The organism is Streptomyces sp. AHU1, from assembly GCF_045343905.1.
GTDB classification, from domain to species: Bacteria; Actinomycetota; Actinomycetes; order Streptomycetales; family Streptomycetaceae; genus Streptomyces; species Streptomyces triticiradicis.
In genome coordinates, this window is the sequence record NZ_CP174283.1 from 189,518 (window position 1) to 200,615 (window position 11,098).

General features: G+C 71.7%; 9 protein-coding genes. 4 read left to right on the forward strand and 5 right to left on the reverse strand.

Annotated elements, in window-relative coordinates; all coding sequences use genetic code 11:
- The first annotated feature begins 196 nt into the window (after positions 1-196).
- Positions 197-664: a MarR family winged helix-turn-helix transcriptional regulator gene (locus tag ACICHK_RS00960; RefSeq protein ID WP_406835036.1), complete on the forward strand. Its 468-nt coding sequence runs from the start codon at positions 197-199 to the stop codon at positions 662-664.
- Between the two features lie 98 nt (positions 665-762).
- Here ACICHK_RS00960 and ACICHK_RS00965 read toward each other — a convergent pair whose 3' ends face one another.
- Entirely contained in the window at positions 763-1,245 is a 483-nt protein-coding gene (locus tag ACICHK_RS00965) for a MarR family winged helix-turn-helix transcriptional regulator (protein WP_406835038.1), read from the reverse strand.
- Between the two features lie 76 nt (positions 1,246-1,321).
- Between ACICHK_RS00965 and ACICHK_RS00970 the strand changes: the two genes are divergently transcribed.
- Positions 1,322-2,179 (forward strand): alpha/beta fold hydrolase, encoded by an 858-nt coding sequence (locus ACICHK_RS00970; RefSeq protein ID WP_406835040.1) that lies wholly within the window; start codon positions 1,322-1,324, stop codon positions 2,177-2,179.
- A 150-nt stretch (positions 2,180-2,329) separates the two neighbouring features.
- Here the strand turns inward: ACICHK_RS00970 and ACICHK_RS00975 are convergent, their stop codons facing one another.
- Positions 2,330-3,205 carry a LysR family transcriptional regulator gene (locus ACICHK_RS00975; RefSeq protein ID WP_406835042.1) on the reverse strand — a complete coding sequence of 292 codons (876 nt, stop codon included), beginning with the start codon at positions 3,203-3,205 and terminating at the stop codon, positions 2,330-2,332.
- A 70-nt stretch (positions 3,206-3,275) separates the two neighbouring features.
- Between ACICHK_RS00975 and ACICHK_RS00980 the strand changes: the two genes are divergently transcribed.
- Complete coding sequence (locus ACICHK_RS00980) at positions 3,276-3,644, forward strand: nuclear transport factor 2 family protein (RefSeq protein ID WP_406835044.1); 369 nt, start codon at positions 3,276-3,278, stop codon at positions 3,642-3,644.
- A gap of 228 nt (positions 3,645-3,872) precedes the next feature.
- Here ACICHK_RS00980 and ACICHK_RS00985 read toward each other — a convergent pair whose 3' ends face one another.
- The gene (locus tag ACICHK_RS00985; RefSeq protein ID WP_406835045.1) at positions 3,873-4,547 is read right to left on the reverse strand and encodes a DUF4232 domain-containing protein; all 675 of its coding nucleotides are present in this window, start codon (positions 4,545-4,547) and stop codon (positions 3,873-3,875) included.
- 208 nt (positions 4,548-4,755) lie between these two features.
- On the reverse strand, positions 4,756-6,891 hold the full coding sequence (locus ACICHK_RS00990) for a glycoside hydrolase family 6 protein (protein ID WP_406835046.1): 2,136 nt from the start codon (positions 6,889-6,891) through the stop codon (positions 4,756-4,758).
- 751 nt (positions 6,892-7,642) lie between these two features.
- Here ACICHK_RS00990 and ACICHK_RS00995 point away from each other — a divergent pair.
- Positions 7,643-9,460 carry a cellulase family glycosylhydrolase gene (locus ACICHK_RS00995; RefSeq protein WP_406835048.1) on the forward strand — a complete coding sequence of 606 codons (1,818 nt, stop codon included), beginning with the start codon at positions 7,643-7,645 and terminating at the stop codon, positions 9,458-9,460.
- Positions 9,461-9,649: 189 nt separating this feature from the next.
- Here ACICHK_RS00995 and ACICHK_RS01000 read toward each other — a convergent pair whose 3' ends face one another.
- Complete coding sequence (locus tag ACICHK_RS01000) at positions 9,650-11,080, reverse strand: DUF6519 domain-containing protein (protein ID WP_406835049.1); 1,431 nt, start codon at positions 11,078-11,080, stop codon at positions 9,650-9,652.
- Between the last annotated feature and the right edge of the window lie 18 nt (positions 11,081-11,098).

Sequence of the window (11,098 nt, forward strand, 5' to 3'; positions counted from 1 at the left end):
GGGTCGGACCGCGAACCGGGCCTCACGCCGAGGTGCGGGCGGAAACGGGGCCACGGCACCGGCGAGGACGGAGCACGACAGGGCACGACGGGGCACGACAGGGGAAGAAATATTTGCATCCGCCCGCTATAGGCCCTAGCCGGTATTTTTCTCCGCGCCTATCCTTGTTCCCGTCCCCCGGAAGGAGACACGGACCATGACCGCCACAGACCCCGCGCTCACCGCCCTCGCCAGCGGATGGGGGGCGCTCTCCCTCCTGCACGGCAAGATCGAGACGCGCATCGAGCGCGCCCTCCAGTCCGGGCACGACCTGAGCGTCCGCGAGTACTCGCTCCTCGACGTCCTCAGCCGTCAGCACGAAGGCGAGGGCGGGCACCTGCAGATGAAGCAGGTCGCCGACGCGGTCGTGCTCAGCCAGAGCGCCACCACCCGCCTGGTCTCCCGCCTGGAGGACCGGGGCCTGCTGTCCCGGTACCTGTGCCCCACCGACCGCCGCGGCATCTACACCGACGTCACCCCGGCCGGCCTGGCACTCCTCGACGAGGCCCGGCCGACCAACGACGCGGCCCTGCGCGAGGCGCTCGACGAAGCGGCGAAGAACCCGGAACTGGCCTCGCTGGTCGAAGCCGTCGAGGCGGCGAACGCCCCGGCGTCGCGCCCGTAGCGATCGGACCACGCGGCGAGCCGCCCCCACTCCCCCGCGGCACGACCGCGCCGCACCCCGGAGCCGCCCCCCGGCCGCGCTCGGCCACGGGTCAGGGATCAGGGATGGTGGGCGGCGTTCGCGCGGGCAGCGGCGGTGGCGGTGGTCATCGCGGCGAGGAAGCGCCCGGCGGTATCGAGTTCGGCCGGGGTGAAGGCGTCCATCGCGCCGAGCAGCGTACCGATGGCGGGGCCGAAGAACGACCAGCCGAGGTCGACCGCCCGCGGTTCGACGGTGAGCAGGACCCGCCGACGGTCGGCGGTGTCGCGTTCACGGCGGACCAGGCCGAGCCGCTCCAGCCGGTCGATGAGGGTGGTGGTGCCGGCGGAGTTGAGGCGGAGCTGCTCGCCGAGCCGGCCGGGGGTCACGGGGCGCTCGGCCCGGGCGGCGTCGAGCAGGGCGATCAGGGCCCGCAGATCGGTGGGGTGCAGTCCGTGACGGGCGGCGAACTCCGCGGCGAGCAGGTCGAACTCCACGGTCGCCGCGCGCAGTTGATGGACCAGTCGCAGGCGGGGGTCCCGCCGGTCCTCCTCGGTGCTCATGGACGCACCGTCCTCTCGCTCACTTAGTATCTCGCTGAGCGAGAGAATAGGTCATACGATCTCCCGAGGAGCCGATGTGTCCGAGACGTTCTTCGCCGCCTATGACGCGCTGCTGGCCCGCTGGCCGGCCGGCACCGCCGAGCTGACGGTGTCCACGCCGTACGGTCCGACCAGGGTGCACGCCTACGGCCCGCCGGACGGCCCGCCGCTGGTGCTGCTGCACGGCGGAGGGGCCACCGGCACGGCATGGTTCGCCAACGCCCCGGCGCTGGGTGCCCGGCACCGGGTGTACGCGGTCGACATCCTCGGCGACGTCGGCCGCAGCGAACGCGCGGGCCTGCCGCTGCGCACGCCGCGGGATCTCACGGCGTGGCTGGATGCCGTGCTGGACGGGCTGGGGCTGTCGGCGGCCGCCCTGTGCGGGCATTCGTACGGTGGCTGGGTGGCCGCCGCGTACGCGCTGCACGCCCCACGGCGGGTGCCGCGCCTCGCGCTGCTCGACCCGACCCAGGTGTTCGGCGGGTACCGGCCGGGCTACCTGCTGCGCGTGCTGCCGATGCTGCTGCGGCCCACCGCGCGGCGGGTCGGCGCGTACCTCGACCGGGAGACCGCGGGAACGGGCGTGGACGAGGACTTCAAGCGCCTGTACGTGCTGGGCGCGACCCTGCGGGGGCGGGGCCGGCCGGTGGTGGGGCGGACGCTCGACCCGACACCGCTCGCCATGCCGGTGCTGGCGCTGTTCGCCGGGGACAGCCGGGTGCACGACGCCGGAGCGATGGCGGACCGGGCCCGCCGGCTGCTGCCGCGGGCCCGGGTCGAAGTGCTGCCGGGGCTGGGCCACCACGTGCTGCCCACCGCCGGTGCCGCGGCCGTGGACGCGATCGTGCTGGAGTTCCTCGGGGCGCCGACCGCGGAGGGTCATCCACCACGTTGAATTCCCCCCATCGGCCGACCGGCGGCTTCGGGCCCATGAACTCCCGCTCCGCATCCGCCAGTTGCGCTCGCTCGCACAGCCCGGCGTACTGGATCAAGATCCAGCGAGAAAGAGGTCCCGCAGGTCGGCCACCGTTCGGCACATGCACACCTAACCGGCCCGCAGAGCGGCGAGGAGCCTGGTCAGCAGGAGTTGTACGGCCGGGGAGTGCTGACCTCGGCGGGTGACGAGTCCGAGCCGGGCGGGCGTGGCGGCGTCGGTGAGCGGGACGGTCCGCAGGCCGGTGCCCCGCGCGGAGGACGCGCTGAGGACGGCGACGCCCGCGCCGCGCTCGGCGAGGCGGAGCAGGGTGACCGGAGAACTGGCGTCGATGTCCACGCGCGGGTCGAGACCGGTCCTGCGGCAGGAGTCCTCGTAGGCGGCGCGGATGCCCGTACCCGGGGAGAGGCAGAGGATCTTCTCGTCCCGCAGGTCGCCGAGGCGCAGTTCCGGACGGTCGAGGGGGTGTCCGGCCGGGACGACGGCGGTGACCGGCTCGTCGACGACGACGCTCACCTCCAGACCCGGGGCGACGTCGCCCGCGTAACCGATCAGGGCGAGGTCGAGAGAGCCGGCGAGGACCTGGGCCTGGAGGTCCTCGGAGTAGCCCTCGTGGAGGCTGAGTTCGATGCCGGGGTGGGTGCGGCCGAGGCCGGCGACGGTGTCGAGGAAGGGCGGGATCGAGCAGCCCATGATCATGCCGAGACGGACCCGGCCGCGGACGGCATCGGCGAACTCGGCGGCGGTGTGCTTGATGGCCTCGAGAGTGGCGAGGACGTTCTTGGCGAGGGGGAGAACGGCCTCACCGACCGGGGTGAGACGGATGTGACGGCCGGAGCGGTCGAACAGCTGTTGCCCCAGTTCCAGCTCCAGCTTGGCCACTTGGGTGCTGATGCCGGACTGACTGACGTGCAGGCGATGGGCGGCGGCGGTGAAGGTGCCCTCGTCCATGACCGCCGCGAAGTAACGCAGCTGATGCATCTCCATATCCAGCAATGATAGATGCCATCCGATCCATATGTTGGACTGATGGATGAGAGCGCCGGAGGATGGAGGCATGACGACGACGAAGACCGTGCGAGAGCTTGCCGAGACCTACTTCACCGCCTGGGAGGCGGGCGACTTCGACACCTTGCGGGAGCTGCTGGCCGAGAATGTCGACTTCGTCGGAGCACTGGGAACGGCGTCCGGGGTGGAGGAGGCGCTCGCCGGGCTGAAGGGGCTCGGTCGGGTGCTGGAGAAGATCGACGTGAAGGTGCGGGTGGCGGAAGGCGATGAAGTGATCACCTGGTTCGACCTGTGCACGAGCGTGGCGCCGCCCGCCCCGACGGCGAACTGGATGCACGTGGAGGACGGGAAGATAGCCCGGATCCGGGTGACCTTCGATCCCCGCGCCCTGCTGGCGGGATTCGAGAGGCGGAACTGAACGAGGAGGACCCCGGGGACCATGAATACCCCGGGGACCATGTCGATCGGGACTCGATACGCGCCCTGACGGAGTTCGGGCGCCACCCGGGACCGACGGGCGCCGACCGCCCCGATGCCGCCGGCTTGTTCTGTGCCTCGGCCGGCGGCGGGAGCGGACCGCTGCAGCCCGACCCGCCTCTGTTCCACCGCCGCCGTCCTCGCCCCGGAGAGGCGCCGCTGAAAGCCCTCAGTAGGTCAGCGCGTCCTCGGCGGTGCCGAAGAAGCTGGTGACCTGGCTGTCGTTGACCGTGATGGGGCCATCGCCGACCGGAACGGTCGTCGGGTCCTCGGAGGCGGTGAGCGCCACCTCCACCTTGTCGGCGCTCTTGCCCCCCGCGGTGTCGGCGCGCGAGAACATGATCCCGGCGTACGCGCTCTCGCCGGGCTTCAGAATCCAGTCCTTGCCGTCGGGTCCCATGTGCTCGGCGGCGCCGTCGAGCCCCGGAATCGTGATCACCAGCTCGTTCGCCGGCAACAGGCAGGGGTCGCTGCCCTTGTTGCCGGCCGTCAGCAAGGCGTGGTTGACGGGCCTGGACGCGACGGTGACCTTGTAGGTGAGATCGGCCGTCTCGCACATGCCGACACCTCCGTCCTGATCGTCGTCGGCTCCGGGCTTCGGCGACGACGCCGGGGTGCTGGGGCTGTGGGAGGACTTCCCGCTGCCGCCGCCACCGTCACCCGGGGCGGCCGACGAGGGCGTGTCGGTGCCCTTGTCCGCACGCGTGGCGGAAGGGCTCGCGTGCGTGCCCGGGGCGGCCACGTCGTTCTCGGTGTCGCCGTTGCATGCGGTCAGGGCCAGGAGGCCGATCGACAGGGCGGCGAGTGCGGCGGTGGTACGGCGTGAACGGGCTGTGTGAGCCATGAGAAGTCCCCCGGGATTCGGAATGTCCCGGTGATCGTGCCTCATGGGAGCGGTGCTGCAGCCCGATCGCACCGAGTGGGAGCGGTCTTCGAACAGATTCGTGACATTGTGCCCGTGACCGTGACGAGGGAGTACCCGGCATCGAGCGGCAGCAGGGGCCGGAGCGTCGCCGCCCCGGCCCCTGCCCGCTCTGTCCGCTCCGTCCGTTCTACGGCTCGGTGCCCCAGACCAGGGTGCCCGACACGTACACGGTCACCTTCACCGCGTCCGCGTAGGAGCTGTTGGTGCCGCGGCTGTAGTCGTTGGACTCGTCGAAGTTCGACCAGTCCGACTTGGCCATGCGCAGCTGCAGATCACCGCTGTCCGCTCCGGCCGCCAGCGAACCGGAGTTGAAGCCCACCTCCAGGTAGTGGTCCGCGCCCGTGCGGCTCGGGGACACGGCGCCGACCGAGGTCTTCACCGTGGAGCAGCCGAGCTGCGCCCAGTCGCAGAAGGTCTGGTAGCCGGCGGAGGAGGACTCCCCGGTGAACCAGTAGCGGACGGTCACCTTGGACAGATCGACCGCGGCGGAACCGCCGTTGACCAGCTTGAGACCGGGCCTGACCTGGTTGTCACCGGTGGAGGAGTCGTTGTTCTTGTACTGCGCCTTGAGCCCCGTCGAGCCTCCTCCCCCGCTCGACGCCTTGGTGGTGGCGGACACCGCCGTGGACGAGGCCGAGACGTTGCCGGCCGCGTCCTTGGCCCTGACGGTGTAGCTGTAGGTGGTGGAGGCAGTGAGCCCGCTGTCGGTGTAGGACGTGCCGGTGGCGCTGCCGACCTTGGTACCGTCGCGGTAGATGTCGTATCCCGTGACCGCGGTGTTGTCCGTGGACGCGCTCCAGCTCAGCGAGACGCTGCTGCTCGTGGTGGAGCCGACCGTGAGGCCGCCGGGGACGGTGGGGGCCTGCGTGTCGCTTCCGCCGCCTCCACCCGATCCGCTCAGCGGCGGGTTGGCGTTGGCGAGCAACTGGCGGAACTGGGCGGAGAACCAGTGCCCGGCGAGCGGGGAGTTGGGCAGCGCGCCGGTGAGGTTGTTCCCGTTGCGCCCGTTCCCGGTGTACGTGGGGTCGCACATCCGGTCGAAGCCCTTGCCCTCGTCGTTGTCGACGGCCTGGCTGGCCCCGTCCGACTCACCCGGCGGCTTGGCCCACACGTAGGCGTCGATCCCGGTGTCGGGCGCGGTCGCCGGGCGCTCGCCGAGGCCCGCCCCGCTCTGGTTGCACCAGTTTCCGGCGTGGATGCGCCGGTCGATGCGGCCGCCGTCCACGTACGCGTCGACGCTGGTCGTCGGGCCGGGACCGGTCGGCCGGGCCGAACCGCCCCAGCCGTTGCGCGAGGTGTCGATGAGCATGCCGATGCCGGAGTCGAAGCCCTGCGCGACGAGCGCGGTGCGCAGGCCCTGCGCGTACGAACTCTCGTCGTCGTACTGGTTCCAGTCGATCCACTTCGACTGCCGCACCGTCTGGCCGTTCACCGTGTCCGTGATCTTCACGTACGGCTCTTTGGTGGGAGAGTAATTGGCGGTGTTGACGATGAAGCCCGTCACGTCGTTCACGGTGGCGCCGTTGGTGGTGGCCGCCTTCTTGAACTCCTGGGCGGACGGGTTGAGGTTGCTGTCCCAGCCGAGCCAGCCGTGGTGACCGGCGTCGATGTAGTTGTAGGTGTTGGGCAGGGCGCCGAGCGTGTGGAGGGCGTAGCCGACGCCCTTCTCGTAGTTGCCGTTCGCCTTCATGGTGGCGCACTGGGTCGTGGAGCCGGCGGTGCCGCCCGCGTTGGTCACGAGGTTGGGAAGCGAGTCGGGCTCGATGAGGTTGACGATCCGAAGGCTCGCGTAGGCCGGGTCGGCGAGGATCGCGGCGATCGGGTCGATGTAGCCGCTCTGGTAGGTGGCCAGGTCGTCGGGACCGAGTTCGCCGTTGGAGGCGAGGGCCGCGCAGTCCCGGCCCGGCAGGTCGTAGATGACCAGCTGGACGAGGTTGGCGCCCTGCGCCTTGGCCGCGTCGAGGTGCGCTCTCAGACCACGGGCGCCGGTGGTGCCCTGGATCGCGGCCATCCGGTCCAGCCAGACGAAGGTGGGCTGGTCGGAGACGGCCGAACCGCCCGGCTCGGCCGCGGCCCTGGCCGACCAGTCGGGGTTCACGTAGGCCTTCGCACCGACGTAAGGGTTGTCGAGTTTGGCGGCCGCGGTCGCGGTGGCCGGGAGGGCGGTGACGGACAGGGCGCCGAGGAGGGCGCCGACGGCCAGGGCGGCGGTCCGCTTGGATCCGCTTCGGCGCACGGTGGAGTCGGGTCTACGGGAAGGCATCGGCCATCTCCTGGGGAGAGCGGGCGGGTACGGACGGTGTGCGGGGCGCAGGCGGCCGTCCGGTGTGCCACGGCCGGGCACACCGGAGGGAAGCCCGCCGGTCGGGCGTCGCGTTCAGGCATGCCGGTGGTGCGACCGCATGCGTCGCGCAACGTGGAGCTGGGACCACCCGGGCACGAGCGTGCAGCGGCGTCGTCCGGACGGGGGTCCGGACTTCTCGCCGCCTCGCGCGGACGGTGACCGGTCACCGAGGTGACGGCGGGACAGGGCACTGCGGTGGGAGCGCTCCCAAACTGCGGCGTTCGGACTGTGAATGTCAACACCCGTGCACGGAGTGTGTTTCTGACACCTCATCATCCGATGACTTCAACGCATGGATCCGCTGCGACCCCCGCGGACGCGCGCCAGGTGGCGACACGCGGAAGGCACCGGAGGGACCCCTGTCGGCGTCCGGCGAGGAAACCGGGCGCCGGATCGACACCTCCGCGACCGGAGCGGCGCGGGCCTGGCCGAAACGGAGCGCACCCATGGCCGACAAGCCTCGAAGGAACGCGATCCCCGCGCGAAGTATTGACGCGAACACGCTTAGTGGCTTCCATGTGCGCAGTCCGGCTTCGACGAGCCGGCCGCCGGGGGCGGGACACTCCCGGCGGTCCGCGGGAGCCGCCGTGCCGGACGCCCATCATCCTGCCCGCCCGGAGACGCGCGCCCGCGAATGGGAGCGCTCCCACCCGGAGAGGACCCCCACACCATGCGTCACCCACCCTCATTCCGCGTCAGGCGTGCCCTGGTCGCGTTCCTCACCGCGGCCCTCGCGGCTCTCGTTCCCTTCACGGTGGCGGTGCCCGCGCAGGCGGCCGCCGCCCCCTCGTCCCCGTCGACCACGGCGGCCGCGTCCGGCGCCGGATACTGGCACACCGACGGCCGCAAACTCCTGGACGCGCAGAACCAGCCGGTGCGCATGGCGGGCATCAACTGGTTCGGGTTCGAGACGTCCAACTACGTCGCGCACGGCCTCTGGTCGCGCGACTACAAATCGATGATCGACCAGATGAAGACCCTGGGCTACAACACCATCCGCCTGCCCTACAGCGACGACATCTTCAAGGGCACCCAGCCCACCGGCATCTCGTACGCGGGCGGTCTGAACGCCGACCTGCAGGGTCTCGACTCCCTCCAGGTGATGGACAAGATCGTCGGTTACGCGGGCTCGGTCGGGCTCAAGGTCGTACTCGACCGCCATCGGCCCGACTCCTCGGCCCAGTCGGCGCTCTGGTACACCTCCGCCGTCCCGGAGACGACCTGGATCACCGACCTCAAGGCTCTGGCGACGCGCTACCAGGGCAACACCGCCGTCATCGGGATCGACCTGCACAACGAGCCGCACGACCCCGCCTGCTGGGGATGCGGCGACACGAGCACCGACTGGCGGCTCGCCGCCGAACGGGCCGGCAACGCGGTCCTGTCCGTCAACCCCAGCCTGCTGATCTTCGTCGAGGGCGTCCAGACGGTGAACGGCCAGAGCACCTGGTGGGGCGGCAATCTCGCCGGGGTCGCCAACGCGCCGGTGCGCCTGAACGTCGCCAACCGCCTCGTCTACTCGGCCCACGACTACGCCACCAGCGTCGCCCAGCAGCCGTGGTTCAGCGATCCGTCGTTCCCGGCGAACATGCCGGCGATCTGGGACAAGTACTGGGGCTACATCTTCAAACAGAACATCGCTCCCGTCTGGCTCGGCGAGTTCGGCACCACCCTGCAGTCGGCCGTCGACCAGAAGTGGCTCGCGGCGCTCGTCGACTACCTGCGTCCCACGAGCACGTACGGGGCCGACAGCTTCAACTGGACTTTCTGGTCGTGGAATCCGAACTCGGGTGACACGGGAGGCATCCTCAAGGACGACTGGCAGACCGTGGACACCGTCAAGGACGGCTACCTGGCCACGGTCAAGGCCCCCGGATTCACCGGCGGCGGGGGCGGCGGTGAAGACACCACCGCGCCCTCGACACCGACCGGACTGGCCGTGACCGGCACCACCGCGTCGAGTGTGTCCCTGTCGTGGAAAGCCTCCACCGACGACACCGGGGTGACCGGCTACGACGTCTACCGCGGCACCGTCAAGGCAGGTCAGGTCACCGGCACGTCCTTCACCGACACGGGCCTCACCGCCGGGACCCGGTACGACTACACCGTGCGGGCTCGCGACGCGGCCGGCAACACGTCTTCGGCGTCGGCGTCGGTCACCGCGACGACGACCGGTGCCGGGGGCTCCAGCGGATGCACAGCCGCCTACAAGGTGAGCAGCGACTGGGGCAGCGGGTTCAACGCCGACATCACCGTCACCAACACGGGCACCTCGGCGACCAGGTCGTGGCAGGTCACGTGGGAGTGGCCGGGCAACCAGACCATCTCCTCGATGTGGAACGCCTCCTACAGCCAGGTGGGCAGGGCGGTGACCGCGAGCAACGCCGACCACAACGGAACGATCGCGGCCGGCGCCTCGACCGGCTTCGGGTTCGGCGCGGCGCCGGGTGGCGCGGGTTCGCCGGTCCTGAGCTGCCGGGCAGGCTAGGGAGAGCACCTGGACCTGTCCCGACGCGACCGCGGCACGCCGCACGGTGCGGCAGACGACACGGCAGGCCTCGCCGTGCGGCGGCACGCGTCCACGCGTCGTCGGGGGGCGGATCCGTCGAAAGGCGGCCGGCCCCCACCGCCGAAGGCGCCCCGCACGGCATCCGCGCCGACCGCGTCGGCCGGGCACTCACGTCGTGCTCTCCACCGGGACGGCCAGGGGTGCGAACACCTGGCGCAGGTCGGTGACCCCGCCCGCCGCCTTTCCCCGCACCCAGGCGAGCGGGGCGTAGTGCGTCTCGATGCCGGCGGGTGGCTGGAGCAGGGGCCGCCGGGCGGTGTCGCGGGGCCACTCCACGCTTCCGGTGGCGGTGCGCGCGGGCACGATCCAGTGGTCGCCCGGCCGGTAGGCGCCCCCGGCCCTGAAGAGGACCTGGACGCCGTCCTCCAGGTCGATCCAGGTGCCTTCCCTGTCCTTGAGGGCGAGCGCGCCCTCGACGAGCCTCGGGGCGCCCCGGCCGGTGCTGCCGCGGTGGTCCCAGCGCCGCAGGAACGGGTGGCGGTCGGCCCGGCGGCCGGTGCCCGGCGCGGGTTCCGCCGACAGCCGTACCCGCCGCCCCGGCAGGTCGACCTCCTCCACCCGCAGCAGCGGCGCCCGCTCGTCGCGGCTCTCGTGGGCGGCGTCGGCCACCTCCACCCAGTCGCCCGCGTCGATGTCCAGCTTGTCGTCGCTGCCGAGGGTGGCGAGGGTGACCCAGGCGCCGTCCAGGGACGCCACGGGCAGGGTGACGCTGCCGTTCTCCCGGGACCACTTGAAGGTGGCGCGGTCGGCGGTGCCGCCCCGGTGGACCTCGACGCGGTAGAGCTGGTTCTCCGGGCCGCGGTAGCGGGCCTCGGGGTGGGTCGGGCAGGGTTCCTCGTCGGCGCGGGAGGGCCGTTCGGCCCGGGCGGCCAGCCAGGCCGCGGGGGCGCCGCGCCCGGCCACCCACCGGTCGAACGCCTCGCGGACGTCGGCGGGCGTGGCCTTGGAGCGCGCGGTCAGCCCCAGTTCCGCGCCGGGCACGGGCAGCACCTGCCAGACGACCTTGCGGCGGGCCGCGGTGTCGGGCATGGCCGCTCCGAGCGCCACTTCGCGGATCTCGGGGTCCTCAACGGCCGTGACGGCGCGCTCCCACACCTTGAGGCAGACCAGGTAGGGGAACTTGTCGGGCAGCCGGTCCGTGGCGCGCTCGGGATCGCGGTAGCCGTCGGGCTGCGTCCAGTAGCCCCACACCGTGGCGTCCTCCCCGTCGTCCTGATCGCCGTCGTCGGTCTCGGCGGGGACGCCGGGGGCGGGGCGGGTCGCGTCCAGGAGGATGCCGTCCACGTAGTAGCGGCCGCCGCCGATGGTCAGGTCGTCCGGCACCCGGTCGCCCGGCTTGTAGCCGATGAGGAAGCCGGGCGCGGCGGCCGGACCGCCGTGCCGGCCGACGAGGTCGGTGACGGCGGTGCGTTCGCGGTGCAGGGCGATCGCCGTCTGTTCGTTGGCGTCGGCGTCCAGCTGGACGCGGCCCTGCTGCGCCAGCACCGCGGAGTAGTGCTTGCCGGGCCTGAAGGTCACACGGGAAAAGTCTGCGTGCATGGCTGTGGTTCCTTCTCG

What these genes read in the sequence shown, in the direction of transcription:
- ACICHK_RS00960 (WP_406835036.1), top strand. Translation starts at nt 197, where the DNA reads ATGACCGCCACAGACCCCGCGCTCACCGCCCTCGCCAGCGGATGGGGG.
- ACICHK_RS00965 (WP_406835038.1), bottom strand. Translation starts at nt 1,245, where the DNA reads ATGAGCACCGAGGAGGACCGGCGGGACCCCCGCCTGCGACTGGTCCAT.
- ACICHK_RS00975 (WP_406835042.1), bottom strand. Translation starts at nt 3,205, where the DNA reads ATGGAGATGCATCAGCTGCGTTACTTCGCGGCGGTCATGGACGAGGGC.
- ACICHK_RS00980 (WP_406835044.1), top strand. Translation starts at nt 3,276, where the DNA reads ATGACGACGACGAAGACCGTGCGAGAGCTTGCCGAGACCTACTTCACC.
- ACICHK_RS00985 (WP_406835045.1), bottom strand. Translation starts at nt 4,547, where the DNA reads ATGGCTCACACAGCCCGTTCACGCCGTACCACCGCCGCACTCGCCGCC.
- ACICHK_RS00990 (WP_406835046.1), bottom strand. Translation starts at nt 6,891, where the DNA reads ATGCCTTCCCGTAGACCCGACTCCACCGTGCGCCGAAGCGGATCCAAG.
- ACICHK_RS00995 (WP_406835048.1), top strand. Translation starts at nt 7,643, where the DNA reads ATGCGTCACCCACCCTCATTCCGCGTCAGGCGTGCCCTGGTCGCGTTC.
- ACICHK_RS01000 (WP_406835049.1), bottom strand. Translation starts at nt 11,080, where the DNA reads ATGCACGCAGACTTTTCCCGTGTGACCTTCAGGCCCGGCAAGCACTAC.